The organism is Gluconacetobacter brunescens (assembly GCF_048695475.1).
Taxonomy (GTDB): domain Bacteria; phylum Pseudomonadota; class Alphaproteobacteria; order Acetobacterales; family Acetobacteraceae; genus Gluconacetobacter.
Window position 1 is genome coordinate 274,200 of record NZ_JBLHEN010000003.1, and the last position, 24,429, is coordinate 298,628.

A 24,429-nucleotide genomic window follows, 5' to 3' on the forward strand; every position below is an offset into this window, starting at 1 on the left:
CCTTATCCCTTCAGTCGGTTGCCGGTATCGGCGTCCAGCGTCGGGCGGCCGGCGGAATGCAGACGCAGGATGATGGCCAGACCGACGGCGGCTTCGGCGGCGGCGAGGGACAGGATCATCAGGAACATCATCTGCCCCTGTGCCGCGTGCCAGCGCGCGCCGGCGGCGATGAAGGCCAGGGCCGCCGCGTTCAGCATGATCTCGATGGACATCAGCATCAGCAGCAGGTTGCGCCGGGCCAGCACGCCCAGCATCCCGATCGTGAACAGGATGGCTGCCAGCAGCAGCGCGTGAGTGGGGGACGTGGCGCTCATGTCATGCGTCCCCCGTGCCGGTGCCGCGGATATTGCGGCCGATGTGAAAGGCGCTGACCAGGCCGGCGAGAAGCAGGAAGGAGGCCAGTTCCACGCTCAGTACGTAGGGGCCGTAGAGCAGGAGTCCGACCGCTTCTGGCCCGATCGGGGTCATGGTGTCGGGAGCCGCCGTGGAGGGGATGGTGCGCAGCGTGATGCAGAGTGCGGTGAGCAGGAGGCCCGACAGGAGGGCCGGCCCGATCCAGACCGCCGGAGCCATCCAGTGTCGTTCGCGGTCGCGGTCGGTCCGGCCCAGATTGAGCATCATGACCGCGAAGACGAACAGCACCATGACGGCGCCGGCATAGATGATGACTTCGAGCATCGCGGCGAACGGCGCGCCCAGCGCGAAGAACACGCCGGCAAGCGACAGCAGGACCACGACCAGATAGAGCAGCGCATGCACCGCGATGTCGCGGGTGACGACCATGATGGCCGACCAGGCGGCGACCAGCGAAAACAGGATGAAGGGGAGTTCCGACATGGTGCCTCTTTCCCCTCTATGGCAGCAGGGTGTGGAGGTCGATCGGGGCCGCTTCACGCTCGGCTTCGCCCTTGTCCTTGCCGGGGATTTTCACGCCCGCGACGCGGAAGAAGCTGTAGTCGGGATATTTTCCCGTTCCGCTGATCAGCAGGTCTTCCTTTTCGTAGACCAGATTCGGCCGCAGATATTCGCTCATCTCGAAATCGGGCGTGAGCTGGATGGCATAGGTGGGGCAGGCTTCCTCGCACATGCCGCAGAAGATGCAGCGGGAGAAATTGATGCGGAAATAATCGGGGTACCATCTGCCGTCCTGCTCGGCCTTTTGCAGGCTGATGCAGTCGACCGGGCAGGCGACGGCGCACAGATTGCAGGCCACGCAGCGTTCCATGCCGTCGGGGTCGCGCGAGAGGATGATGCGGCCGCGATAGCGCGGCGGCAGGGGGGGCTTGTGCTCGGGATAGCCCACCGTCACGCGGCGGTGGCCCGCATGCAGGAAGGTCAGCCAGAGGGTGCGCAGGATTCCGAACATGGCATGTCTTCCTCTGGCTTTTTCTATCCCGGTGCGTGCAGGAGCAGGATCGCGCCGGTGGCGGCGATGTTGAGCAGGGACAGCGGCAGCAGGATCTTCCAGCCCAGGGCCATCAACTGGTCGTAGCGCGGGCGGGGCAGGGCCGCGCGCAGCAGGACGAAGAGGCAGACCAGCGCGCCGGTCTTGAGCGCGAACCACAACGCGGGCGGCAGCAGCGGGCCCTGCCAGCCGCCCAGATACAGCGTGACCAGCAAGGCCGAGATCAGGACCACCCCGGCATATTCGGCCAGGAAGAACATGCCGAATTTCATGCCCGAATATTCGGTGTGAAAGCCGGCGCCGAGTTCGTTTTCGCCTTCCGGCAGGTCAAAGGGCAGGCGGTGCGTCTCCGCGATGCCGGCCAGGGTGAACACCGCGCAGCCGAGCGCCTGCGGCACGACGAACCATAGGCCGGATTGTGCCAGCACGATGTCGCGCATGGTGAACGAGCCTGCCTGCATCACGACGCCCAGCACCGACAGGCCCATGAACACTTCGTAGCTGATCATCTGCGCGGCCGCGCGCATGCCGCCGAGCAGCGCATATTTGCTGTTGGAGGCCCAGCCGGCCAGCACCACGCCGTAGACGCCCATGCCCATCATCGCCAGCACGAACAGCAGGCCGACATTCAGGCTGCCGGCGATGCTCCAGAATGCCGTGACCGGCACGACGCCGAAGGACAGCAGCACCGTCATCATGCCGATCGCCGGTGCCAGCACGAACACGCCCCGGTCGGCAAAGGGGGGAATCCAGTCTTGCTTGAACAGGATCTTGATGCCGTCCGCCACGGCCTGGAGGATGCCGCCCGGCCCGACGCGGTTGGGGCCGTAGCGGTCCTGCCACAGGCCCAGCAGCCGTCGTTCGAACCATGTCAGGAATGTTGCCAGGCCCAGCAGCACCGCGAGGGTTACGCCGATGATGACCGGCATCGGGGCGGTCATGGCGCGTCTTCCCGATGGAGTTGCACGCGGATGGGGGTGTTGAAGGCGCGTGCCGCCAGGTGTGGGGGGCACAGGGCGACGCCGGGGGGGAGAGCGGGATCGTGGCGGACGGGCAGGGTGATCCGCTCGCCGGCCAGCGTGATGCTGGCCATGCTGCCGTCTTCCAGTCCTGCCGGCAGGGTGCCGAGGCGCAGGGAGGCCGGGGCCGCGCGCGCGGCGATGGGGGGGGAGAGGGCGCTGAGTTCCTCGGTGCCGAACAGCCGGTGTTCGGGTAGGAGCAGGAGGTCGTTTGGGCCGATGCTGAAGGGGGCGGGAATGTCGTGATGCCAGTCGGGCGTTAGCTGGGGGGCGTTGTCGTCCAGCAGGCGGGCGCCGGCATCGCCGCCGCGCATCGGGCCGCCGATTTCCTGCTGGAAGCGGTTGAGGGACTGGACGGAGTTCCAGCCGGGAACCTGGTAGAACGGCACCAGCGCCCCCGGCATGTCGGCGGCGTAGGCGCCTTCCATCGAGGGCGAGAGTGGTGTGTCGGGCGATTGCGGCAGGGGGCGGTCGTGGACGCTGATATCGGCCCGTACGGCCGTGCGCCCGCTGATCCTTGCCGGTTCGCTGCGGATCCTGCGGCCGTCGAGACGGTATCCGGCGCCGGGTGCGGCGTTGCCCACCGCCGACAGGGCCGGGATGTCCTGCGCCATGGCGGCGATGATCTGGTCGAGGTCCGTCCAGTGGGGAGCGTCCGCGTCGGTCATTGTGTGGGCGAGGTGTTGGGCCCAGCGCCAGCTTTCCTGAACCGGCATGTCGGGGAGGATGGCCGGCAGGAAGCGCTGGGCGCGGCCCTCGGTGCTGACCAGCGTGCCGCCGCTTTCGGCGAAGCCGGCGGCGGGCAGCTCCAGATCGGCCCGGTGTGCCAGGGGGATGGCGATATAGTCGATGACGACCAGATGGCGGACGGCGGAAAGGAGATCGTGCAGGGTTGTGGCGTCCAGCCGGCGGGTCAGGTCGTTTTCCATCACCACCAGCGTGCCGATGCGGCCGGCGCGGGCCATGGCGCGCACCTCGTCGAGCGGGAGGCCGCCCATGAGTGCCATGCCCATGCTGTTGCAGTCAGGCATGACGAGGGACAGCGCCGGGTCGGTGCCGGCGGTATGCAGGGCGGTGGCGATGTTCGCGGCGGCGTGCAGCAGGGCGGCATTGGCGTATTGCAGGCCGGCAACGATCAGGGGGCGGCGGGCGGCGCACAGGGCGGCGGCGAGCGTGTCCGCCAGTCGGGTTTCCGTTTCCGACAGGTCCGGTACGTCAGGCGCTGTGGCGTCGATCCGGTGGGCGATGGCGAAGCCCAGGCGGGCGAGGGTGTCGGGGGCTGCGCGGTGAGTCGTGGCTGCCACCGGGTCGAGGTCGGTGGGGGCGGGGGTGAGCACCAGCAGCGGCGAGGGGGCATCGGCCCCCAGCATGCGCACGGCGGCATCCATCCAATGCGGTACCCTGGCCGCGTCGGCGGAGGGGTGGGCGGCCTGGCGCAGCGTCTGGCGGAGGGCCAGGCCGAGGCGTGGGGCGGTGACGCAGACATCCTCGCCCAGGACCAGCACGGCGTCGGCGGATTCCATGTCGTGCAGGCTGGGGTTGCGCGCCGATGTTGTACGCAGGAGGGCCGGGACCAGCATGGTCAGGTCGTGGTCGGGCTGTGTCAGCCCGGTTGAGAACCGCGCGGCGCCTGTGAGGGCGCGCAGGGCGAAATTGGATTCCAGGGAGGCGCGTGTCGAGCCGATGCCGACGATCGGGCCGTCGGCGGCCATGGCGGCGAACCGTTCAAGCGCGGTCGCGATCGAGACGGGAACGGGGATGCCGTCCTGGCGCATGGTGGGCGCGCGCGGGCGGGTGGGGGTGGTGGCGAACCCGTGGCCGTAGCGCCCGCGATCGCACAGGAAATAGCGGTTGACCGCGTCGTGATAGCGGTTGATCACCCGGCGCACCGTGCCCTGCCGCGCATTGACGATGGTGTTGCAGCCGACGGCGCAGTGCGCGCAGACGGAGGGGGCGCCGCGCATGTCCCATTTGCGGCTGTAGATCGTCGAGAAGGGTTTGTCGGTGAAGACGCCGGTGGGGCAGATTTCGACCAGATTGCCGCTGAAGGCGTTTTCCAGCGCGCCGTCTTCGTGGCGGCCGAAATAGAGGTCGTTGTGGGCGCCGAACGCTGCGAGGTCCTCGCCGCCGGCATAGTCGCGATAGAAGCGCACGCAGCGATAGCAGCCGATGCAGCGGTTCATTTCGTGATTGATAAACGGCCCCAGATCCTGGTTGCGGTGCGTGCGCTTGGTGAAGCGGTAGCGGCGCCGGGCATGCCCGGTCATCACCGTCATGTCCTGCAGGTGGCATTCGCCGCCTTCGGGACAGACGGGGCAGTCATGCGGGTGGTTGGTCATCAGCCACTCGACGACGCCGGCACGGAATTCCCGTGCCTGGGGATCGTCGATCGACAGGATCGCGCCGTCGGTAACGGGCGTCATGCAGGCCATGACGATGCGGCCGGTCTTGTCGTCGGGGCCGCTGAACTGCTTGACGGCGCACTGGCGGCAGGCGCCGACCGAGCCGAGTTCGGGATGCCAGCAGAAATAGGGGAGGTCGGCGCCGGCTTCGAGGCAGGCTTGCAGCAGGTTCTCGTCCGTGCGGGCGGGGCAGGCGCGGCCGTCGATCAGGATCGTCGCCATCGTCCCGTTCCTTCTATGCGGTTTCGCGCAGCGGGCAGCGCCGCTGGCGGATGTGGGCGTCGAATTCCTCGCGGAACAGTTTCAGGCCGCTGGCCAGCGGGGCCATGGCGCCGGGGGCGTGGGCGCAGAAGGTGCGGCCCATCGGGCCGAGCATGCGGGCATGGTCGTGCAGGCGGTCCAGATCCTCGGGCTCGCCGGTGCCGGACTCGATTGCGTTGAGCAGGCGTTCCACCCAGGGCAGGCCGTCGCGGCAGGGGGTGCACCAGCCGCAGGATTCCTGCGCGAAGAAATGTTCCAGATTATGCAGCATGCCGATGGGGCAGGTGCGGTCGTCCAGCAGGATGGCGAGGCCGGTGCCCAGCCGGCTGCCGGCCTTTTCCACCGCGCCGTACTCCATCGCCACGTCGATCTGCCCGGCGTCGAGGAAGGCGGTGGAGGCGCCGCCGGGCAGGAGCGCGCGCAGTCGGTAGCCGTCGCGCATGCCGCCGGCATGGTGCTCGATGATCTCGCGCAGGGGGGTGCCCATCGGCAGTTCCCAGGCGCCTGGGCGGCGCACGCGACCGCTGACACCGTAGATCTTGGTGCCGCTGTCCGGGCCGATTCCGAGCGAGAGGAACCACGCCGCGCCGTTGGTGACGATATGCGGCAGGTTGCAAAGCGTCTCGACATTGTTGACGACGCTGGGCGCGCCCCACAGGCCGCCGACCTGCGGGAACGGGGGCTTGCTGCGCGGCTGGGCGCGGCGGCCTTCGAGCGCGGTCAGCAGGGCGGTTTCCTCGCCGCAGATATAGCGGCCGCCGCTGGCGTGGACGTGGATCTCGAACCCGAAGCCGGAGCCGAGGATGTTCTCGCCCAGCCATCCGACTTCATGCGCTTCCGCGATGGCGTGGTTCAGGCGCTCCAGCGCCAGGTGGTATTCGCCGCGCAGGAAGATGACGCCGTGGCTGGCCTGGATGGCGTAGCCGGCGACGATCATGCCTTCGACCAGTTGCAGCGGATTGCCTTCCAAGAGCAGGCGGTCCTTGAAGGTGCCGGGCTCCATCTCGTCGGCGTTGGCGATGAGGTATTTGCGGCGGGTGGCGGCGGGGTCCTTGGGCACGAAGCTCCATTTCTGGCCGGTGCCGAAGCCGGCCCCGCCGCGTCCGCGCAGTTTCGAGGCCGTGACCAGGTCGATGACCGCGTCGGGCGTCATGTCGCGCAGGGCGCGGCGCACCGCCTGCCAGCCGCCGGCGCGGCCATAGGCGGCGCAATCGGGCGGGCCGTCGGGGAGGCCGATCATGGCGGTCAGGGGGCGTTCGGACGGGCTCATGGTGCGGCCCCTCGCAGGCCGTCGGCCAGCCGTTCCGCTGTTTCGGCGTCGAGGTCGCCATGCAGGGTGCGGTCCACCAGCATGGCCGGCGCATGGTCGCAATGGCCCAGGCAGACGATGGGCAGCAGCGTGACCGCGCCGTCCGGTGTGGTTTCGCCCGGGCGGATGCCCAGCCGGGCTTGCAGGCGCGCGCAGACCGTGTCGCGGCCCATGATCCAGCAGGAGATGCTGTCGCACAGCATGATGACGTGCCGCCCCACCGGGCGGCGGAAGATCAGGTTGAAATAGGTGGCGATGCCGTCGAGATCGGCAGGGGACATGCCCAGCAGGGTGGCCACTTCGGCCAGATGGGCGTCGCTGACCCAGCCGAAATGCTCCTGCACCATCGTGAGGGCGGAGATCGCGGCCGCGCGGGGCCGATGTTCGGCGCGCGCGAGGTCGGTGATCCGGGCCCGCAGGTCGGGGGGAAGCGGGGCGTCAGCGGTCGACATCGGCCATCACGAAATCGATGCTGCCGATGATGGCGATCAGGTCGGCGATCATGGCGCCGCGGCTGATCAGCGGGATCATCTGCAAATGCGGGAAGGACGGGGTGCGGATGCGGGTGCGGTAGGACATGGTGCCGCCGTCGCTGATCAGGTGATACTGGTTGAGCCCCTTGGTGGCCTCGACGCAGCCGCGTGCCTCGCCGGGCGGAATGACCGGGCCCCAGCTCACGTTCAGGAAATGGTGGATCAGGGTTTCGATGTCGTGCATCGTCCGCGCCCTGGGCGGCGGGGTGGTGAGCGGGTGCTCCGCCTTGATCGGGCCGGGCGGCATGTTGTCCACGCACTGGCGGATGATGCGCAGGCTCTGGCGGATTTCGGCGATATGCACCACCACGCGGTCGTAGCAATCGCCGTTTGTGGCGGTCGGGATATCGAATTCGAGCTGGTCGTAGCAGGCATAGGGCATGCGGCGGCGGTAATCCCATTCCAGGCCGCAGGCGCGCAGGCCGGGGCCGGTGACGCCCCATTCGATCGCCTCGCGCAGCGTGTAGGCACCCACGCCCTTGGTGCGTGCGCGGAAAATGCCGTTGCGCATCACCATTTTCTCGTATTCGTCGAGGCGTTTGGGCAAGTAGTCGAGGAATGTGCGGATCAGGCTGTCCCAGCCCACGGGCAGATCCATCGCCACGCCGCCGATGCGGAAGAAGGCCGGGTGCATGCGAAAGCCGCAGATGGCTTCGATGATCTCGAACACCCGTTCGCGGTCGGTGAACATGTAGAATACGGGCGAAAGCTGGCCCACGTCCTGGCTCATGGTGCCGTAGAACACCAGGTGGCTGGCGATGCGGAACAGTTCGGCCAGCATCACGCGGACCATCTGCGCGCGGGGCGGGACCTGGATGCCGGCCAGGGTTTCCACCGCCATGACATAGGGGAAATTGTTCATCACGCCGCCCAGGTAATCGACGCGATCGGTGTAGGGGATGTAGCTGTGCCACGACTGGCGCTCGCCCATCTTCTCGGCGCCGCGATGGTGGAAGCCGATATCGGGCACGGCGTCGACGATCCGCTCGCCCTCCAGTTGCAGCACGATGCGGAAGACGCCGTGCACGCTGGGATGGTTGGGGCCGAGATTGAGGAACATGAAATCGGTGTTCGCCGAATGCCGGTGCATGCCCCACTGGCCGGGATCGAAGCGCAGGGCTTCCTGCTCGCGCTTTTCCTCGTCCTCGGTCAGGCTGTAGGGCGGCATTTCGGTGGCGCGGGCGTAATGGTCCTTGCGCAGGGGATGGCCGATCCATGTGGGGGGCGTCAGGATGCGGCGGAGGAACGGGTGGCCGTCGAAGACGATGCCGAACAGGTCCCAGGCCTCGCATTCATACCAGTTCGCGTTCGGCCACAGGTCGCTGATGGTAGGGGCGTGCGGGCGGTCTTCCGGCAGGGGAACTTTCACGCGCAATTCGTCACCGGCGTCGGCGAACGAGAGCAGGTGATAGACCAGGGTGAAGGCGGATGCGGGCTGGTTGTCGCGATGGGTGCGTTCGCGCTCGTCGATCACCGTGAGGTCGAGAAGCATGCGGAGTGCCGTGTCCGGCTGTTTCAGGCGGGCGAGCGCTGCATGCACGTCCTGCCTTGCGATCCAGACCGTCGGTACCGCGTCGCGTGTGGGTTCGATGGCCAGGATCACGGGTGTGGGGGCGCGGGCCACCTGTTCGAACATGGTTTCGGGCGCGCGAAGATCGGCCGGCCGGGGTGGGGTGGCCAGGATCATCGTCGTCTCCGTTCAGAGCGTATCGGGGGAGCGGAGGTCGCGTGCCGCGCGGCGCGCGTCGCGTTTGGCGTCGCGCATGCTGGGCGGGGTGACGCGCTCGATGCCTTGGGGGCCGACCATCCAGCTCAGGGGACGTCGCTGGGTGCCGATGGCGTTCTGCAACAGCATCAACCCTTCGAGCAGGGCGTCGGGGCGGGGTGGGCAGCCGGGCACGTAGACATCGACCGGCAGGAAGGAATCCACGCCCTGTACCACGCTGTAGATATCGTACATGCCGCCCGAATTGGCGCAGGAGCCCATCGAGATGACCCAGCGCGGCTCCAGCATCTGATCGTAGAGATATTTGATGATCGGGGCCATTTTCACGAATACGGTGCCGGAAATGACGATCAGGTCGGCCTCGCGCGGGGTGGCGCGCAGCACTTCGGAGCCGAAGCGGGCGATATCGTATTTGCTGGTGAAGGCGGTCGCCATTTCGACATAGCAGCAGGACAGGCCGAAATTGAATGGCCAGATCGAGTTCTTCTGGCCCCAGGACACGAAATCCTGCAAACGGCCCATGACCAGGTTGCGCCGGATGGTCTCGGTCACGCTCGGGTTTTCCGGTCGCGCGGGAGGCGGGGCGGCCGTGGCCGATGTCAGGGACCAGCGCATGCCTAGGTTACCTTTCGGGTCAGTCGTTGCGTCGGGCCCCATTCCAGGCCCCCGCTGCGCCACAGATAGGCCAGTGCGATGGCCAGGAAGCCCAGGAACAGAAGCACCGCGGCGTAGCCCTGCCATCCCGTCTGCCGCACCACCGTGGCCCATGAGAACAGGAAGACCGCCTCGGCATCGAAGATCACGAAAAACACGGCGACCAGGTAATATTGCACCGGCAGGCGCAAATGGGCCGAGCCCACGGGCAGGATGCCGGATTCGAACGGCAGGTTCATCGACGCGCCACGGGCCGGCCCGACCCGGCGGTTGCCGGTGACGGATGCCAGGGCCAGCATCACCGCCAGCAGGGCCGCGATGGCGATGGCATAAAGCATCAGAGGATGCAGCACACAGAAGCTACACATGGACAACACCATCGGGTTGTCGCGGCTGCTGGGAGTGGCGGCGCCGCGTGCGCCGGTGTTCGGATCGTTCAGGGGCTGTCTTGAAAATATGAAGGCTGGGTCGGGATATGCTCGGCGAAGGCTGCGGCCGGTATGTTGTTTTTTTGCAGCGGACTGTTCGAACAGCCTCTCGGTCCCGGCTGAACGTGGGGCGTGGAGACCGGGTTGCGGGGCGGGAGATCTTTAACGGCTATTTAACGAGGCTGGAGGGGTCCTGCGGACTAGCCGCTCGCCTGCCATCCGCCGCCCATGGCGCGCACGAGGTCGATCCCTGCCACCAGGCGGCGGGTGGCGATGGTGATCATGTCTTCACGTGCCTGAAGCTCTGCCGTCTGGGCGATGACGACCTGAAGATAATCCACCGCGCCTTCGCGATACTGGATGCTCGCCAACTGGTTGGTGCGGGCGGCGGCGGCAACGGCTTCCTCCTGTCGCGCGGAGGCGTCGGCCAGGTGGTTCAGCAGGGCGAGCTGGTCTTCGACCTCGCGGAAGGCGGTGAGGGATGTTTGCCGGTAATTCGCGGCCATTTCGGCATAGGCGGCGTGCATGGCCGCCAGGTCGGCGAAGCGCCGGCCGCCGTCGAAGACCGCCAGTGTGGCCAGTGCCGGGCCGAGTGCCCATACGCCCGTTCCGGCGGAGAGCAGCATGCCGGTCGTCGTTGCCGATCCGCCCGAGGCGCCGAGGGTGATGGCGGGGAAGAAAGCTGCCCGCGCGATGCCGATGCGTGCGTTGGCTGCCGCCATGCGTCGTTCGGCGGCGGCGACATCCGGCCGGCGTTGCAGGAGGGAAGACGGGGCGGTGGTGGGAATGACCGGTACCGGGTCCAGGGCGCCGGCCGGCGGGAGCGAGAACAGGGAAGGTTCCTCGCCGATCAGCACCGCGATGGCGTGTTCGGTGAGGGCGCGATCGGCCACCTGCTGGTCCAGCGCGGATTGCGCGGAGGCCAGTTGGGTGCGGGCGCGGCCGACATCGAGTTCGTTGGCGGCACCACCGGTAAAGCGCGTCGTCGTCAGGTTCAGTGCCGCCTGGTAGGCGGTGACGGTTCGCCGCAGCACGTCGATCCGGGCGTCCAATCCGCGTAACTGGAAATAATCCTCGCCCAGTTCGGCTTCCAGGCTGAGGCGCATGCCGGCGAGGTCGTCGGCGCTGGCCTGGGCGTCGGATCGCGCGGCGGCGACGAGGTTGCGGATGCGGCCCCAGATATCGGGCTCCCACGAGACGGTGCCGCCGGCCGCGTATGTGCGATAATCGAAATAATTGCCGGTCTGGGGGAGGACGGCCCGTTCGCGCTCGGCGCTGGAGGTGGCGTCGATCTGGGGGAAGAATTCGGCGCGCGCGCGTCGCACCAGGGCGCGGGCCTGGTCGTATCGCGCGACGGCTGCCGCGAGTTGCGGGCTGCCATGTTCGATCCGGGCTTCCAGGTCGTTCAGCCGGGCGTCGGCCATGATCGTCCACCAGTCTTGGCGCGCGGATGCCTCCGCCGGGTGGGCCGGGGTCCATGGGCCGGTTTCCTTGAAGGTGGTGGGCAGGATGGGAGGCGCGGGCTTGTGATAGTCCGGGGCCAGGTTGCAGCCGGAGAGCAGGGAGAGGGTTAGAAGCAGGGCTCTCCCCTGCACCCGGAAGGGGACAGTCGTTCCCATTACCCTTTTTCGGGAGGGACGTCGGCGCTCAGGCGCCATGCGGGTGCTCCGGTTCCTGCGGTTTGACCTCGTCGCCGTCGCGCAGATCGTCCCTGGGATTGTCGATGACGGCGCTTTGCGGCGGCAGGCCCGTGACCGCGAGTTCGGTGCCGAAATCGGTTACGATGGCGATGGGCTGGATTTTGACATGGTGACTGGAATCCATCAGGGCGACGGTTGTGCCGTCGCGCCGGAACAGCAGGCTGCTGGCAGGCACGCGGACGAGATCGGTGGTTTTGCCCGGATCGGTGCCGGGGAAGGTGAAGGCGATCTGGGCATAGGCGCCCGGTTTCAGCAGGTTTTCGCCATTATTGTAGACAAGCTGTACCAGCATTGCGCCGGACTGGGGATCGACGGCGTCCGAGGAATGGATGAGGTGGGCCTGGAAGGTTCGGCCGGGGTAGTCGGGCACCGTGAACGCGACCACCATGCCGTCCTGCATTCTTGCGGCATAGGCCTGGGGAACGCTGACATAGAGCCGCAGCCGGGCGACATCGGAGACGGTGAACAGAGGCTGCGCCGCCGAGGTGCCGGCGACGATCAGCGCGCCGATGTCGGTGGCGCGGCTGGTGACGACGCCGGTGAACGGCGCCATGATATGTTTGAAGCCCGACAGGGTTTGCAGCCGCTCCACCTCTGCCGCGGCCTCGTGGCGCGTGGCTTCGCTGGCGGCGAAATTGCCCCGTCGCTCGTCGGTTTCCTGCTGCGAGACCGCGTTCTGCGCGTTGAGGCGGTCCCAGCGGCGGGTGGTGATTCCGGCGAGGTCGCGTTGGGCGGTGCGGGTTGCCAGCGCGGCGCGGGCGGCGGCGAGCTGCTGGTCGACGTCCGGTGTGTCGATCTCCGCCAGTAATTGACCCTCCTGTACCTTCTGCCCGATATCGACGTACCAGCGCCGGAGATAGCCGTTGGTCCGTGCGTAGACTGGCGCGCTGTACCAGGCCTGCAACCGGCCGGGCAGGACCAGCCTGTCCGTTGCCATGCCGCCTGGGTGGACAATGCTTACGGTCGGGATTGCGGCGGCCTGTGTTGACGCATGAAGCTGGTGGCGGGCGTGGAGGCGTAAAAGCGTGCCGGCCACCAGGACCAGCGCGAAGGCCGCGCCCGCGATCAGGACGAAGCGGCCGAGCCGGGGGTGGGGCCGGTCGTGCTGTATCGCCGTTGGTGCCGGGTCAGGCATGGGCCGAGGCTCCCTGCGTGGCCGGCCGAGCCCGTCGTTCGTAGATGATCGCGAACAGGGTCGGCACGAAGAACAGCGAGGCACAGGTGGCGAAGACCAGGCCGCCGACGACGGCGCGACCGAGCGGGGCGTTCTGCTCGCCGCCCTCGCCGAAGCCCAGCGCCATGGGCAGCATGCCGATGACCATGGCAAGCGCGGTCATCAGCACGGGCCGCAGGCGGGTCTTGCCGGCTGCCAGAGCGGCTTTCAGCGCATCGCCATGTTCGTCGAGCTGCTCGCGGCAGAAGGCGATGACGAGGATGGAATTGGCGGTGGCCACCCCCATGCACATGATCGCGCCGGTGAGGGCCGGGACCGACAGCGGTGTGCCGGTGGCGAACAGCATCCAGCAGATCCCCGCCAGCGCCGCCGGCAAGGCGAGGATGATGATGCATGGATCGGTCCAGCTCTGGAAATTGACGACGATCAGCAGATAGATCAGCACGATCGCGCCCATCAGCCCGGCGCCGAGGCCGGTGAAGGCGGTGTTCATGGATTGGTACTGCCCGCGCAGCGTGACCGTGACCGTTGCCGGGCGCTGGTGCTCCAGCCGGTCCAGCACGCTTCGTACATCCGACGCGACGGCGCCGAGGTCGCGGCCGTCATTGCCGGCGAAGACGTCGATCAGCGGGCGGATGTTGTATTGCCCTTCGACGGGCGATGTCGTGCCGCGCGTGATCGTGCCCAGTGCGCCCAGCACCTGGGGGCGGGTTGCCTGCGTGCCCGTGCCTGTGACGGGCAGGCCGATCACGTCCGACAGGGCGCCGATGCGATATTCCGGCATCTGGACCGAGATCGGGTAGGTCACATTGTTCTGCGGGTTCAGCCAGTAGAGCGGTGCGGTCTGCGAGGTGCCGGCGATGGAGGTCGCGATGCTGCTGGTGACGTCGCCCTCGGTCAGGCCAAGCTGGTTGATGCGGGTGCGGTCGACCTCGAAACGCAGTTCGGGATAGTTGGCGGGCTGCTGGATCCGGGCGTCTACCAGCCCGTCGATGTGGCGGATTTCGCGTAATATCCGCTCTGCGAACTGGCGGGTTTCATCCGGGTGCGGGCCGCTGACCTGGACGTCGATCGGGGCGGGGGCGCCGAAATTGAGGATCTGGCTGGTGATGTCGGACGGCAGGAAGGCGAAGCTCGCCTGCGGGAACAGGCGGGGGAGTTCGGCGCGCAGGCGGCGGATATAGCGTTCGGTGGCGTGATGGTTTTCTTTCAGGGCGATCAGGATGTCGCCGTCCTCGGGGCCGATGGTGCCGGAGGCGCTGTAGGAGACGTTGATGGCGCTGTTCGGCAGGCCGATCATGTCGGCGATCGACAGGATCTCGTTTGCCGGGATACGCGTGCGGATCGCTTTCTCGACGTCGAGGAACAGGGCGGCGGTTTCCTCGATCCGCATGCCGACCGGGCCGCGCACATGCAGCGTCATCGCGCCCGCATCGACCTGGGGGAAGAAATTGCGGCCGAGGAAGGGGATGAAGGCCAGGCTGAGGACGGCGAAGCCGAGGAAGATGCCGACGAAGCGGCCGCGATGTGCCAGCACGGCTTCCAGCACCGTGCCGTATCGCTCGCGGAAGGTGGCGAAGCGCCGTTCGAACCCTTGCTGGAAGCGGGTGAACACGCCGCCGGCCGGTTTGTCTTCGTGGCCGTGGGGGCGCAGCAGGAACATGGCCATGGTGGGAACCAGCGTGCGTGAGAGGATGAAGGACATCGTCATCGCGAACATCACCGACAGGGCCATCGGCACGAAGAGGAAGCCCGAGACGCCCGGCAGGTAGAACATCGGCACGGAGACGATGCAGATGCACAGCAGCGACAGGAAGGCGGGAACGATGATCTCGCCCGATCCGTCGATGATGGCGGCATGCACGTCCTTGCCCATTTCCAGATGGCGCTCGATATTTTCGATGGTCACCGTCGCTTCGTCGACCAGGATGCCGACGGCCAGGGCCAGGCCGCCCAGCGTCATGACGTTCAGGGTCTGGCTCAGGGCGGAGAGAAGGGCGACGGCGCCCAGGATCGAAAGCGGGATCGACGTGGCGACGATCAGGGTGGAGCGCCACGAGCCGAGAAAGAGCAGGATCATCAGGCTGGTCAGCCCCGCCGCGATCGCGCCCTCGCGCAGCACGCCGCTGACGGCGGCCTTGACGAACAGCGACTGGTCGTTGACCGGCGTAATCTGAAGCTGTTGCGGCAGGCCGCGCCTGGCGTCGGGGATCGTGTCGCGGATGCCCTGTACGATGGCGATGGTGGAAGTCTCGCCTGATTTCAGCACCGTCAGCAGGGCCGAGCGCTGGCCGTCGACATGGACGATGTTCTGCTGCGGCAGCGAGCCGTCGCGCACATGGGCCACGTCGCGGATGCGGACGACGGCGCCGTTCACCGTCTTGATCGGCAGCGTGTTGAGCTGTTCGACGGATAGCGGGGCGTTGTTGAGCCGGAGATTATACTGGTATTCGCCGATTTTGACGAAGCCGGCGGGGGTGATCTGGGTCTGGATGGACAGGGCATTGGCGACGTCGAGGCCGGAGACGCCGCGCGCCTGCAACTGGCTGGGGTTGAGATCCATCTGGATCTGCCGCACCCGTCCGCCATTGGGGAAGGGGATGGCGGCGCCGGGCACCATCACCAGCCGGGTGCGGATGAAATTGAAGCCGAAATCATAGAGCTGCTGTTCGGTCAGCCCCGTGCCCGACAGGCCGAGCTGGAGGATCGGCACGGTGGAGGCGTTGTAGTTGAGGATCAGCGGTGGGGTCGTGCCGAGTGGAAGCTGGCGCAGCAGCGTCTGCGCGATGGCGGTGACCTGCGCGTTGGCGAGGCGGACATCGGCGCCGGGCTGGAAGAAGACCTTGGTGATTCCGATTCCGGTCAGCGCCTGGCCCTCGATATGCTCGATATCGTTGACCGTCGTTGTCAGCGCGCGCTGGAAGGGAAGCTGGATGCGGCCCGACATGTCCTGCGGCGAGAGGTTGGTATAGGTCCACGCGACCGCGACCACCGGGATGCTGATATTGGGGAAGATGTCCTTGGGCGTGCGGATGGCCGACAGCACGCCGGCGATCACGATCAGGATCGCCATGACCACGAACGTGTAGGGCCGTGCGAGCGCCAGCCGGACGATGGCGTTCATGAGCGGGTGGTGCTGGCTTGTGGCCGATCCGGTGGGAATGCCCCGCTGAGCGGCATCTCCGTCGGCGGTCTTCTTCGGGCGCCGTGCCGTCCGTTACGCCTCCGGTGGTGCATCAAGCGGCATCTTTCCATGATCCGGGGTGTGGAGCCTTCGCGTGCGGGCATGGCTGCCCATCAATGGGTGTATAGCCGCCGGCAGGGATCGGAGGTTTGTCACATACGAGCGATCAGGATGAATTTTAGCGTTTTGGTGGCGCATGCGGCGCGCCTTCCATCCCTTTTCCCCTTCATTGGGGGCAAGGAATGGAAGGTTTCGCGGGCAGGTCGCGTTATGTCGGCTGGAGGGCCGCCTCCGGATTGCTCTCGCGCTCGGCGATTTCGGTGAGGAGGGCGTCGGTCCGCTTCTCCTCTTCGAGCGTCTCGGCCAGCAATTCTTCCGCTTCGGTGAGCCCGAGCGTAGCGGCCCATGCCTTGAGCGTGCCGTAGCGGGAGATTTCGTAATGCTCGATGGATTGGGCGCAGCCGATCAGGACCGCGTCCGCCGCCTCGGTGGTGCCGAATGTTTCGAGGTCCTCTTCCATTTCGGCCAGGATACCCTGCGTCGCCTCGCAGGTTTTGCTGCGCGGCGCCTTGCCGATCAGCCCGAACACTTCATTCAGCCGCTCGACATGATGGGCGGTTTCGGTGGCGTGGGTTTCGAACGCCTTCTTGAGATCCGGCGCCTGGGCGGCGCGAACTGATCTCTTGAGGGCCTTCAGGATCTGCTTTTCGGCAAAATAAATGTCCTTCAACGTCTCGTAGAACGCATCGGACAGCGTCTTCTTCTGGGTAGCCATGATCCAGTCCTTTCCGTTTCAAGGGGGTGCGCGGAGCCTCGGTCAATGTCATCCGCTGGAGCGCCGGCCGGCCTGCGTCTCGGGTAAAACGGTGCGGTGTGCGCGAGATGCCGGTCGATCGCTTCCGGAGGCGGAGTCTCATCCGCCGGGACCGCCTCGAGAGCGCCGTCAATCATGGCAGCTCCCCCGTCGGGAGGCATGTCTGACCCTACGCGCCTGTGCCCGGAGGGTTGCGGACCATTCGAAATTTCTGCTGATGCATCCATGCGGAAATGGATGGAAAGCGATGCCGGAATCCATTGACCAGGTGGTCTGGAGAGCAAACTTCGGGGAGCCGGGCACGTTGGGGAGGGAAACCCAACAGGAGGATCTCGTCATGCCGATTCTGCTCTGGCTCCTTGGCATTCCGATTCCGATCATCATTCTCCTTCTTCTGTTCTATCATTGAGGAGCGTCTGCCATGTCCCCTCTCATGACGGATGATGTGGCCGTGATATCACCGGATGCCGGGATATCTTGGCCAGCCGTTCTCGGTGGTGCCATCGTCGCGACGGCGGTGGCGATCATGCTCATGTCGCTCGGGTCCGGCCTTGGCCTGGCCTGGGTTTCGCCGGTTTCCGACAATAACCCGTCGGGGATGACGTTTACCGTGGTGACTGCGATCTGGCTGGTCGTGGTGCAATGGATTTCCTCATTCTTCGGTGGGTATCTTGCGGGCCGGTTGCGCCCGGCTGCGATGGATGTCGACGGTCGGGAAATCATGTTTCGCGATACGGCGGCTGGTTTCGTCGCCTGGGCGATCGCGGCGGTGCTTGTGGTCGGCCTGGTGGGCTCGGCTGCATGGTCGGCGGCCGGGGGTGTGGGGAAAAGCGCCGCGACGATGATGGCGGGCGTGGGGGCGGGGGCTTCCAGCCATGCTTCGGATCCGGGCGATTATATGCTCGATACGCTGTTCCGGACTGCCCAGCCGGACGCTTCGGCCCCCGGTCGTGACGTGAAATCCGAAGCGGGGCGGATCCTGGCCACCGCCGCGACCGGCCAGGTCACGCCGGCGGACCATGATTATCTTGCCCAGTTGGTGGCAGCCCGCACCGGTATTTCACCCGAGGAGGCTGGAAAGCGGGTCGATCTGGCGATCTCTACCGAGACCCAGGCTGTGGCAGAGGCCAAGCATATTGCGGACCTTGCCCGTAAGGCTGCCTCTTCCTTTGCGCTTTATACGTTTTTCTCCATGCTTGTCGGGGCATTCATCGCCTCTGTCGCTGGGGCGATCGGCGGGGGGCAGAGAGATGCGTTCTGAAGGAAGCATTTGAAGCGCAGGGTCTCTCACCGAGTAGAGACAGGCGGGGCTGCCTGCCAATGCATGTCTGCCTTTACTGCCATGTGCCCTCTCTCCGACATGCGGCCGGAACTGCCGAAGCGGCACATCGTTGTTGATTCAACAGCGGCAGTTATCGGACGGTTTTCCTGATCGACCCGTCGGATCCGGCAGGACAAGACATCATTATCGACGGGGGAATCCCGTAAAGAGCGCGGTTGTTCCTTGCCATGTGGATGGCACGGATGGCGGCATAGCTCGTTTGATAGAGATATAAAATCACATTGAATATATGGGGGTTTTCATGAAGAGAATTTTTGCAATCGGGCTTTGCCTTCTTTTTTCCTCGGGCGCCTATGCGCAGACGGTGGCGCCTTCAGGACAGACGCCTCTTGCGAGGATGCAGGAGGATGAAGTGAGTGGGTCCGCCCACCAGACCGTCGAAAATGCCAAAAAACAGTCGAACGGCAAGAACGAGCAGAAAAGCGCCGAAGAAAAAAGCACGAGCGCAGCCCAGAAGCGCCAGGAGGAGGAACGAAAGGATAAGGCAAAGCGAGATGCCCGGATGAAAAACGGAGATTCTCCTCAGCCATAAAGACGTTTTTAGATTGGAAAAACCGCCGATAACCGGGCTGTAGGAAGGAGGATGCAAATGAACGACATTCGAGATCGCTTCCAGCAAGCGCGTACTGTGAGGGGCGGCCCGACAGGATCGCCGCTTCAATCCGGCTTGATCGTGCTGGCCGCCGCATGTCTTGTCCTCGGGAGCGTCGCAATGGGGTCCGCTTCGGCTCAGGAATCATCTGCGGCGCCATCGACGCCCTCTTCGCCTTCGGCGCTGAAGCCACCATCCACCGGTGGATATTTACAGAAGGACAAGAAGGTTCCGCCTTCGGAAAAACTGTCTGACTGGCCGCAGCTCAAGCGGGATCAGGTTTCGCCGACCCCGCGTGCGCCATGCGCCGGCAAGACGGATTGCAAAATGGTGCCGATGTCGCATGAAGAGGCGACGAAGCGCCTGGGTCATGCTCCGCCAACCGGCGATACTCCCCGGTGAAACTCCTCGGTGAAGCCGGGATTCGATGACCCGCCCCGGAAGGGCACCTTCACTTCGGACGGACGATGGCGCGTGATTCCTGGTTTTCGGTATCCACGCTGATACGTTGGTAGACCGCCAGGGACAGCACGACGACCGTTGCCGTCACCAGGAGTCCGATGGGATAGAAGATTTGCTGTATGTGCTCCCGGCTCACCTCGAAAACCGCGACCAGGCCCTCGATGAAAACCGCGATGATGATCGTGGTGATGAATTTTGTGAGGCTCAGGCGCGCTTCGAGAGGCGATACCTTGGCACGACTCTGAATGACTTCTTCTTCCATGAAATATTTTGCCACGTCGAAAACGGCGATGGCGATAACGACGTAGCTTATGGCAAGAAGCAGTGCGTCCCGCCCCTCGTGCCAGGATGTCAGCAGTGTGAAGAACAAGTTGAATACGCCGTAAAAGATGAGCCCTATGGACAGGACCATCAGCATGATGCTCGCGGTGCCGAAGGCGGCGCGCGAAACTTTCTTCAATATACCGTCGTATGTGATCGACATCTTTTAACCCGACCTTGTTGGGGAAATCCGCATCATGGGGTGCGTGATGAATTGCCGGTGGGGACCGTTGGCGGTTTCCGCCCACCATTGCGCTCGGGGCCTGTTCGGAGCGGGCGTGAGACTGCAACGCAGTCGGGGATCGACAGTTCGATCCATCAGGGCCGGTCGCAACCTCCGGAAGGAAGGCTCGTTCCTTCCGGGGGTCATGACGATGGAGGGACTGATGAAGGGATACGAAGCGGAAGAACCGGCCCGGCAAGGTCGTGGGGATGAAAAGCGTAGTCCGGCCCCCGGCGTCAGTTCGCCGCCCGAGGCGCGCCCGGATCCCGATGCGGAGACGCCCCCTTCGCCTGACCCCGTGCCACAGGATCTGCCGGAGCCGCTTACCTTGCCGGAGCATGGCGCAGGAGCTGGCAAGGACCACACATGACGCACGCTTGGGTGATCCGACGGCCGCAATCCAGCCGGAGAGTGTCCTTGATTGCCAGCGTGGTTGGGCAATGGGCCGCGCTGGTTTCCGGTCGGCTTGAAGGACGAAGCCGCCGTCGATCATCAGGCTGGCACCGGTCATGAAGGAGGAGGCGGGGCTGGCGAGATAGGAGGCCCGGGCGGCTATATCCTCCGACCAGCCAGTCAGTCCGCCGGTTCTGTCGCATGCCGGAGCAGGTTCGTGCGGAGTTTGACGATGGCTTTCTGAAGCACGCGGAATTCCTCCGGCTCCAGACCCGTCGCTTTGACCAGCGTTTTCTGGGCCCCCTGGTCGCGCAGGGCGCGGCCGGCTTCGGTCAGGCTGACGATGACCTGCCGTTCGTCCTTCGGATCCCGTTCCCGCCGCAGATAGCCAAGCGTTTCAAGCTTTTTCAGGATGGGGGTCAGGGTGTTGGATTCGAGGAACAGTTTCTCGCCCAAGCTACTGACGGTCTGGTGATCATCCTCCCACAGGGCAACGATGGCGATCCATTGCGTGTAGGTGACGCCCAGTTCCTCCAGGATCGGCTTGTAGGCCCGACCATAGGCGAGGTTGGTGGAATAGACCGCAAAACACATGAAATCAGCGAGTTTCGGGTAATTCGGCTTGGGCGTGCGGGCGTCCATCGGGATGGCTCTCCTCGGGGTGGTTGTCTTCTATATAAATCGTATCCGATTAAATCGGAAGGCTTGACTCTGGCCATGTGAAGAGCTTATATGATCGCATCCGATTTAATCGGATACGATTGGAGTGTCGATCATGAAGACCCTTGACAAGACAGTGCTCTATACCGGCCGCACCCGTACCGTTGGCGGCCGCGATGGCGCAGCGCGCAGTGATGATGGTCATCTGGATGTGCGTCTCTCCCCGCCCGGTTCGGGCGGGGCGGGAACCAATCCGGAGCAGCTTTTCGCGGCCGGATGGTCCGCCTGCTTCATCGGCGCAATGCGCATGGCTGCCCGGGCGCGGAATGTCGCGATGCCCAGCGATGTCGCTGTCGATGCGGAAATCGACCTGATGAAGGACGAAAGCGGCTTTGCCCTGCGGGCGCGGCTGACCGTTCACCTGCCAGGTCTCGACGCGGCCAGTGCGCGCACCATCGCGGATGCCGCTCACCAGACCTGCCCATATTCCCGCGCCACGCGCGGCAATGTCGACGTCGCGATCGAGATCGCCTGACCCAGACAGTGCTTTTTGCGATCCATGCGCGGATCCGTGCCGGTCCGCCGCTCTCACCGGAGTTTTTCCCATGGCTAACTTCTCTTTTGCCTCACCCCGTTTTCATGTTGTGTCCGTCGCCGTCGCGTCCGTTGCGGGCCTGTCCACATTCGGCACGCTCCATGCGATGCTGCCGGCGTCGGCCATGTTTCTCGGCTGGATTGCCTATGCGCTGGGCGGTCCGGCGGTGCGTGGCGGTTGTGCCCATTTCGTCTCGTTCCTCTTCGGGTTGGTGTTCGGCATCGGCACCGCGCTGGTCATCAGGGCCCTGACACCGGGCCTGGGGGGGGCCGCGACGCCGCTGGCCGTCTCGGGTGTCGTCATCCTCGTGCTCAGCCTGCGGACCATGGCGCCGTTCGAGAACCCGCTGGCCTATTTCCTGGGGCTGACGAGTTTCTTCTATTCGGGCTTCGCGCCGTCCGCCGCGACCTTCGCCATCCTTGCCGCCGCCGGTGCGATCGGCGCGGCTTCCTGTGCGGGCGCGACCTGGCTGGAAGCCCGTGTGACACACGCGGCGCACGATCCGCGCCCGACGACGTTCACCGCATTGTCCTGAATGATGGATCGGAGACGTATGATGGTCACGCTTGATTATATCGGGCTGGTGTTGATCGCGGCCCTCCTGTTTCCCGCGCAGGCGGCCGTCGGCCAGACCGCCGCCGACTATCTTGGCCCGGCCGGTGTTGTGCCGTTGACCGCAGCCCAGCCTCCGGCGCGGCTGATCGTCGATCCGCCGCTACCGGCGCCCCTGGCGCGTGGGCAGGTGTTCATTCAGTACCGGGCGGAGAACCTGCGGATCGAGCCCGTATTCGGGCCGAAGGCGACGGAGGTGACGCCGCGGATCGGTCATCTCCATGTCTCGCTCGACGATGCCCCCTGGCATTGGGCGGATGCGAGCGGCGAGCCGCTGATCCTCGTCGGGCTGCCTGCCGGGCCGCACCGGGTTCTCATCACGCTGGCGGATGCGAACCATCATCCGCTGGATCGCAAGATTGTCGATTTCGTCGTTCCGGCGACCGCCGCGAACGTGCCTTCCAGCCATTAGCGTTGGGGAGTCCTTACCATGTCCCATATTCATTTCCGCGATCCGGGCCGACGCCGTTTTCTCGGCCTTGCGGCCCTCTCCGCCGCTGCGCTCGATCTCGGTATGTTCGGTCGCGCCGCACATGCGGCGGCGCCGGCCCTGCCGAAACCCCGGCAGATCGACGCCGGCCCATTGTCCGTCGGCTATGTCGAGATGGGGCCGGCGGACGGTACCGTCGTCCTGCTGCTGCATGGCTGGCCCTATGATATCCACAGCTTTGCCGAGGTCGCGCCGATGCTCGCGGCAGCCGGCTATCGGGTGGTGGTGCCGTATCTGCGCGGATATGGCACGACAATGTTCCGTTCGGCGGCCACGCCGCGCAATGCACAGCAGGCGGCACTGGCGACCGATGCGATTGCGCTGCTGGATGCCCTGGGCATCCGCAAGGCGATCATCGCCGGGTTCGACTGGGGGGCCCGGACGGCGGATTGTGTCGCGGCCCTTTGGCCGGAGCGGTGCATCGGGCTGGTTTCGGTCAGCGGTTACCTGATCGGCAGCCAGCAGGCCAATGCGGCGCCATTGCCGCCGAAAGCCGAGCTTTCATGGTGGTATCAGTTCTATTTCGCGACCGAGCGCGGGCGCCTTGGGTATGCCCGCAACACCAAGGCCTTCAACCGGCTGATCTGGCAGCTTGCATCGCCGCAATGGCATTTCGACGATGCGACCTATGATCGTTCGGCCCAGGCCTTCGATAATCCCGACCATGTAGCTGTCGTGATCCATAACTACCGCTGGCGTCTGGGGCTTGCCGAGGGGGAGCCGCGCCATGATGCGATCGAGGCCCGGCTTGCGGCCTTTCCCGCCATTGCCGTGCCCACCATCACGATGGAAGGGGATGCCAATGGCGCGCCACACCCGGCACCCGAGGCGTATCGGGCGCGCTTTACCGGACGCTACGAACATCGCCTGATCCGGGGCGGGATCGGGCATAATTTGCCGCAGGAGGCACCGGCCGCCTTCGCGGACGCCATTCGTGCGGTCGTGTCATGACGGGCATGTTTTCCCCCAGGGCCCGGCGCCGGGTCGGGCTCATGGCCGCGCTCGTGCTGTTGGGGAGCGAGGCCGGCGCTGGCCGCTGCGCTCTGGCCCATACGGTTGCCGGCAGCCGGGGCAGCGACGCTTCGGCATTATCCTCCCACGGCGATCTGCCGGTCGAGGGCGTCATGCCCTCGCTCGATGGTGCCGTGGACTGGCTCAATTCGCCGCCGCTCGACACGCGGGATCTGCGCGGCAAGGTCGTGCTGGTGGATTTCTGGGCCTATTCCTGCATCAACTGTATCCGCACCGAGCCTTATATCCGGGCCTGGGCCGAAAAATATCGCAACCAGGGGCTTGTCGTCATCGGTGTGCATACGCCGGAATTCCGTTTCGAGACCAATATCGCCAATATCCGGCGGGCGGCGGATCGGTTCGGCATGAGCTATCCCATTGCCGTCGACAGCAATCGTGCGATCTGGAACGCATTCGGCAATCAATATTGGCCCGCGCTGTATTTTGTCGATGCCCAGGGGCGCATCCGCCATCATCAGTTCGGTGAGGGAGAATACGACACCTCCGAACGTGTCATCCAGCGGCTTCTGACCGAAGCGGCAGGCGAGGGAATGGCGGCTGCCGGGTTGGTCGCGCCGCATGCGCAGGGCGCCGAGGCCGCCCCGGATATGGCGGAGATACGCTCGGAAGAGACCTATCTGGGCTATGAAAGAGCCCGCGGATTCGCCTCGCCCCAGAGCATTCGACCGGATGCGTCGAAAAGCTACACGTTCGGGGACCTGGCCCTCAACCGGTGGAGTCTGCAAGGCGCCTGGACTGTCGGGGCCGAGCACGCGACCCTCGACGCGCCGGGTGGGGCGATAACCTACCGGTTCCGGGCGCGCGATCTGCATCTTGTGCTCGGGTGTGTCGCCGGTGGAAAGCCGGTGCGGTTTCAGGTGCTGGTCGATGGCGCGCCGCCGGGTGCCGATCATGGCAGCGATATTGACGGCACCGGCGAAGGGATCGTTACGGACACACGGCTCTACCAACTCGTGCGACAGTCCGGCCCTGTCAGGGAACGGACGTTCGAGATCCGGTTTCCCGATCCCGGCATTGCGGCTTATTCGTTTACGTTCGGGTAGCAGGAAGGGGAGATACAGACTGAGTGCCGGCAACCCGTCATGCGGAATGACGGGT

At 65.6% G+C, this 24,429-nt stretch carries 25 protein-coding genes; 9 read left to right on the forward strand and 16 right to left on the reverse strand.

What is annotated here, in order from left to right; genetic code table 11:
* Window positions 1-2 precede the first annotated feature (2 nt).
* The 14 genes from nuoK to ACMAUO_RS19445 all read right to left on the reverse strand — a co-directional run bounded on the left by nuoK (window position 3) and on the right by ACMAUO_RS19445 (window position 16,570).
* On the reverse strand, window positions 3-314 hold the full coding sequence (gene nuoK, locus ACMAUO_RS19380) for an NADH-quinone oxidoreductase subunit NuoK (protein WP_420358537.1): 312 nt from the start codon (window positions 312-314) through the stop codon (window positions 3-5).
* A gap of 1 nt (window position 315) precedes the next feature.
* The gene (nuoJ, locus tag ACMAUO_RS19385) at window positions 316-837 is read right to left on the reverse strand and encodes an NADH-quinone oxidoreductase subunit J (protein WP_420358538.1); all 522 of its coding nucleotides are present in this window, start codon (window positions 835-837) and stop codon (window positions 316-318) included.
* A 16-nt stretch (window positions 838-853) separates the two neighbouring features.
* Window positions 854-1,366 carry an NADH-quinone oxidoreductase subunit NuoI gene (gene nuoI / locus ACMAUO_RS19390; RefSeq protein ID WP_182972844.1) on the reverse strand — a complete coding sequence of 171 codons (513 nt, stop codon included), beginning with the start codon at window positions 1,364-1,366 and terminating at the stop codon, window positions 854-856.
* 23 nt (window positions 1,367-1,389) lie between these two features.
* The gene (nuoH, locus tag ACMAUO_RS19395) at window positions 1,390-2,346 is read right to left on the reverse strand and encodes an NADH-quinone oxidoreductase subunit NuoH (protein WP_420358539.1); all 957 of its coding nucleotides are present in this window, start codon (window positions 2,344-2,346) and stop codon (window positions 1,390-1,392) included.
* Window positions 2,343-5,048: an NADH-quinone oxidoreductase subunit NuoG gene (nuoG, locus tag ACMAUO_RS19400; protein ID WP_420358540.1), complete on the reverse strand. Its 2,706-nt coding sequence runs from the start codon at window positions 5,046-5,048 to the stop codon at window positions 2,343-2,345. The genes nuoH and nuoG overlap by 4 nt, the downstream gene beginning before the upstream one ends.
* A 13-nt stretch (window positions 5,049-5,061) precedes the next feature.
* Window positions 5,062-6,357, reverse strand: coding sequence for an NADH-quinone oxidoreductase subunit NuoF (nuoF, locus tag ACMAUO_RS19405; RefSeq protein ID WP_420358541.1), 1,296 nt, complete (start codon window positions 6,355-6,357; stop codon window positions 5,062-5,064).
* A complete protein-coding gene (gene nuoE, locus ACMAUO_RS19410; protein ID WP_420358542.1) occupies window positions 6,354-6,848 on the reverse strand; it encodes an NADH-quinone oxidoreductase subunit NuoE in 495 nt (164 codons plus the stop codon). Before nuoE ends, nuoF begins: the two co-directional genes overlap by 4 nt.
* Complete coding sequence (gene nuoC, locus ACMAUO_RS19415) at window positions 6,835-8,616, reverse strand: NADH-quinone oxidoreductase subunit C/D (protein ID WP_420358543.1); 1,782 nt, start codon at window positions 8,614-8,616, stop codon at window positions 6,835-6,837. The genes nuoE and nuoC overlap by 14 nt, the downstream gene beginning before the upstream one ends.
* 12 nt (window positions 8,617-8,628) lie before the next feature.
* Window positions 8,629-9,270, reverse strand: a complete 642-nt coding sequence (locus ACMAUO_RS19420; RefSeq protein ID WP_420358544.1) for an NADH-quinone oxidoreductase subunit B — start codon at window positions 9,268-9,270, stop codon at window positions 8,629-8,631.
* A 2-nt stretch (window positions 9,271-9,272) separates the two neighbouring features.
* Window positions 9,273-9,677, reverse strand: coding sequence for an NADH-quinone oxidoreductase subunit A (locus tag ACMAUO_RS19425; protein WP_420358545.1), 405 nt, complete (start codon window positions 9,675-9,677; stop codon window positions 9,273-9,275).
* Window positions 9,678-9,937: 260 nt separating this feature from the next.
* Window positions 9,938-11,356, reverse strand: a complete 1,419-nt coding sequence (locus ACMAUO_RS19430) for an efflux transporter outer membrane subunit (protein ID WP_420358546.1) — start codon at window positions 11,354-11,356, stop codon at window positions 9,938-9,940.
* 28 nt (window positions 11,357-11,384) lie between these two features.
* Window positions 11,385-12,572 (reverse strand): efflux RND transporter periplasmic adaptor subunit, encoded by a 1,188-nt coding sequence (locus ACMAUO_RS19435; protein ID WP_420358547.1) that lies wholly within the window; start codon window positions 12,570-12,572, stop codon window positions 11,385-11,387.
* Entirely contained in the window at window positions 12,565-15,735 is a 3,171-nt protein-coding gene (locus tag ACMAUO_RS19440; RefSeq protein ID WP_420358548.1) for an efflux RND transporter permease subunit, read from the reverse strand. Before ACMAUO_RS19440 ends, ACMAUO_RS19435 begins: the two co-directional genes overlap by 8 nt.
* 328 nt (window positions 15,736-16,063) lie before the next feature.
* Window positions 16,064-16,570, reverse strand: coding sequence for a YciE/YciF ferroxidase family protein (locus ACMAUO_RS19445; protein ID WP_420358549.1), 507 nt, complete (start codon window positions 16,568-16,570; stop codon window positions 16,064-16,066).
* 286 nt (window positions 16,571-16,856) lie between these two features.
* Here ACMAUO_RS19445 and ACMAUO_RS19450 point away from each other — a divergent pair, with 286 nt between their 5' ends.
* The 4 genes from ACMAUO_RS19450 (at window position 16,857) to ACMAUO_RS19465 (ending at window position 18,945) form a co-directional block, all read left to right on the forward strand.
* Complete coding sequence (locus tag ACMAUO_RS19450; RefSeq protein WP_420358550.1) at window positions 16,857-17,018, forward strand: hypothetical protein; 162 nt, start codon at window positions 16,857-16,859, stop codon at window positions 17,016-17,018.
* Window positions 17,019-17,030: 12 nt separating this feature from the next.
* On the forward strand, window positions 17,031-17,870 hold the full coding sequence (locus tag ACMAUO_RS19455; protein WP_420358551.1) for a hypothetical protein: 840 nt from the start codon (window positions 17,031-17,033) through the stop codon (window positions 17,868-17,870).
* A gap of 322 nt (window positions 17,871-18,192) precedes the next feature.
* The gene (locus ACMAUO_RS19460; RefSeq protein ID WP_420358552.1) at window positions 18,193-18,483 is read left to right on the forward strand and encodes a hypothetical protein; all 291 of its coding nucleotides are present in this window, start codon (window positions 18,193-18,195) and stop codon (window positions 18,481-18,483) included.
* A 57-nt stretch (window positions 18,484-18,540) separates the two neighbouring features.
* The gene (locus ACMAUO_RS19465; protein ID WP_420358553.1) at window positions 18,541-18,945 is read left to right on the forward strand and encodes a hypothetical protein; all 405 of its coding nucleotides are present in this window, start codon (window positions 18,541-18,543) and stop codon (window positions 18,943-18,945) included.
* Window positions 18,946-18,994: 49 nt separating this feature from the next.
* On the opposite strand, the gene ACMAUO_RS19470 is transcribed toward ACMAUO_RS19465, so the two are convergent.
* Together ACMAUO_RS19470 and ACMAUO_RS19475 are read right to left on the reverse strand one after the other, a co-directional pair.
* A complete protein-coding gene (locus ACMAUO_RS19470) occupies window positions 18,995-19,489 on the reverse strand; it encodes a hypothetical protein (protein WP_420358554.1) in 495 nt (164 codons plus the stop codon).
* A gap of 633 nt (window positions 19,490-20,122) precedes the next feature.
* Window positions 20,123-20,584 carry a MarR family winged helix-turn-helix transcriptional regulator gene (locus ACMAUO_RS19475; protein ID WP_420358555.1) on the reverse strand — a complete coding sequence of 154 codons (462 nt, stop codon included), beginning with the start codon at window positions 20,582-20,584 and terminating at the stop codon, window positions 20,123-20,125.
* Between the two features lie 133 nt (window positions 20,585-20,717).
* Between ACMAUO_RS19475 and ACMAUO_RS19480 the strand changes: the two genes are divergently transcribed.
* From ACMAUO_RS19480 to ACMAUO_RS19500, 5 genes are all read left to right on the forward strand, one after another.
* Window positions 20,718-21,137, forward strand: coding sequence for an organic hydroperoxide resistance protein (locus ACMAUO_RS19480; RefSeq protein ID WP_420358556.1), 420 nt, complete (start codon window positions 20,718-20,720; stop codon window positions 21,135-21,137).
* Between the two features lie 70 nt (window positions 21,138-21,207).
* A complete protein-coding gene (locus tag ACMAUO_RS19485) occupies window positions 21,208-21,732 on the forward strand; it encodes a DUF1097 domain-containing protein (protein ID WP_420358557.1) in 525 nt (174 codons plus the stop codon).
* A gap of 18 nt (window positions 21,733-21,750) precedes the next feature.
* Window positions 21,751-22,221, forward strand: a complete 471-nt coding sequence (locus tag ACMAUO_RS19490) for a DUF6130 family protein (protein WP_420358558.1) — start codon at window positions 21,751-21,753, stop codon at window positions 22,219-22,221.
* 18 nt (window positions 22,222-22,239) lie between these two features.
* A complete protein-coding gene (locus ACMAUO_RS19495; RefSeq protein WP_420358559.1) occupies window positions 22,240-23,250 on the forward strand; it encodes an alpha/beta fold hydrolase in 1,011 nt (336 codons plus the stop codon).
* A gap of 41 nt (window positions 23,251-23,291) precedes the next feature.
* Complete coding sequence (locus tag ACMAUO_RS19500; RefSeq protein WP_420358560.1) at window positions 23,292-24,374, forward strand: thioredoxin family protein; 1,083 nt, start codon at window positions 23,292-23,294, stop codon at window positions 24,372-24,374.
* Window positions 24,375-24,429: the final 55 nt, after the last annotated feature.

Coding starts and splice junctions, on each gene's coding strand:
- ACMAUO_RS19445 (WP_420358549.1), bottom strand. CDS start 16,570: ATGGCTACCCAGAAGAAGACGCTGTCCGATGCGTTCTACGAGACGTTG.
- ACMAUO_RS19465 (WP_420358553.1), top strand. CDS start 18,541: ATGAACGACATTCGAGATCGCTTCCAGCAAGCGCGTACTGTGAGGGGC.
- ACMAUO_RS19425 (WP_420358545.1), bottom strand. CDS start 9,677: ATGTGTAGCTTCTGTGTGCTGCATCCTCTGATGCTTTATGCCATCGCC.
- ACMAUO_RS19460 (WP_420358552.1), top strand. CDS start 18,193: ATGAAGAGAATTTTTGCAATCGGGCTTTGCCTTCTTTTTTCCTCGGGC.
- nuoH (WP_420358539.1), bottom strand. CDS start 2,346: ATGACCGCCCCGATGCCGGTCATCATCGGCGTAACCCTCGCGGTGCTG.
- ACMAUO_RS19475 (WP_420358555.1), bottom strand. CDS start 20,584: ATGGACGCCCGCACGCCCAAGCCGAATTACCCGAAACTCGCTGATTTC.
- ACMAUO_RS19420 (WP_420358544.1), bottom strand. CDS start 9,270: ATGCGCTGGTCCCTGACATCGGCCACGGCCGCCCCGCCTCCCGCGCGA.
- nuoC (WP_420358543.1), bottom strand. CDS start 8,616: ATGATCCTGGCCACCCCACCCCGGCCGGCCGATCTTCGCGCGCCCGAA.
- ACMAUO_RS19435 (WP_420358547.1), bottom strand. CDS start 12,572: ATGCCTGACCCGGCACCAACGGCGATACAGCACGACCGGCCCCACCCC.
- ACMAUO_RS19500 (WP_420358560.1), top strand. CDS start 23,292: ATGGCCGCGCTCGTGCTGTTGGGGAGCGAGGCCGGCGCTGGCCGCTGC.
- nuoF (WP_420358541.1), bottom strand. CDS start 6,357: ATGAGCCCGTCCGAACGCCCCCTGACCGCCATGATCGGCCTCCCCGAC.
- nuoI (WP_182972844.1), bottom strand. CDS start 1,366: ATGTTCGGAATCCTGCGCACCCTCTGGCTGACCTTCCTGCATGCGGGC.
- ACMAUO_RS19455 (WP_420358551.1), top strand. CDS start 17,031: ATGTCCCCTCTCATGACGGATGATGTGGCCGTGATATCACCGGATGCC.
- ACMAUO_RS19485 (WP_420358557.1), top strand. CDS start 21,208: ATGGCTAACTTCTCTTTTGCCTCACCCCGTTTTCATGTTGTGTCCGTC.
- ACMAUO_RS19480 (WP_420358556.1), top strand. CDS start 20,718: ATGAAGACCCTTGACAAGACAGTGCTCTATACCGGCCGCACCCGTACC.
- ACMAUO_RS19430 (WP_420358546.1), bottom strand. CDS start 11,356: ATGGGAACGACTGTCCCCTTCCGGGTGCAGGGGAGAGCCCTGCTTCTA.
- ACMAUO_RS19470 (WP_420358554.1), bottom strand. CDS start 19,489: ATGTCGATCACATACGACGGTATATTGAAGAAAGTTTCGCGCGCCGCC.
- nuoE (WP_420358542.1), bottom strand. CDS start 6,848: ATGTCGACCGCTGACGCCCCGCTTCCCCCCGACCTGCGGGCCCGGATC.
- ACMAUO_RS19495 (WP_420358559.1), top strand. CDS start 22,240: ATGTCCCATATTCATTTCCGCGATCCGGGCCGACGCCGTTTTCTCGGC.
- nuoK (WP_420358537.1), bottom strand. CDS start 314: ATGAGCGCCACGTCCCCCACTCACGCGCTGCTGCTGGCAGCCATCCTG.
- ACMAUO_RS19440 (WP_420358548.1), bottom strand. CDS start 15,735: ATGAACGCCATCGTCCGGCTGGCGCTCGCACGGCCCTACACGTTCGTG.
- ACMAUO_RS19450 (WP_420358550.1), top strand. CDS start 16,857: ATGCCGGAATCCATTGACCAGGTGGTCTGGAGAGCAAACTTCGGGGAG.
- nuoG (WP_420358540.1), bottom strand. CDS start 5,048: ATGGCGACGATCCTGATCGACGGCCGCGCCTGCCCCGCCCGCACGGAC.
- ACMAUO_RS19490 (WP_420358558.1), top strand. CDS start 21,751: ATGATGGTCACGCTTGATTATATCGGGCTGGTGTTGATCGCGGCCCTC.
- nuoJ (WP_420358538.1), bottom strand. CDS start 837: ATGTCGGAACTCCCCTTCATCCTGTTTTCGCTGGTCGCCGCCTGGTCG.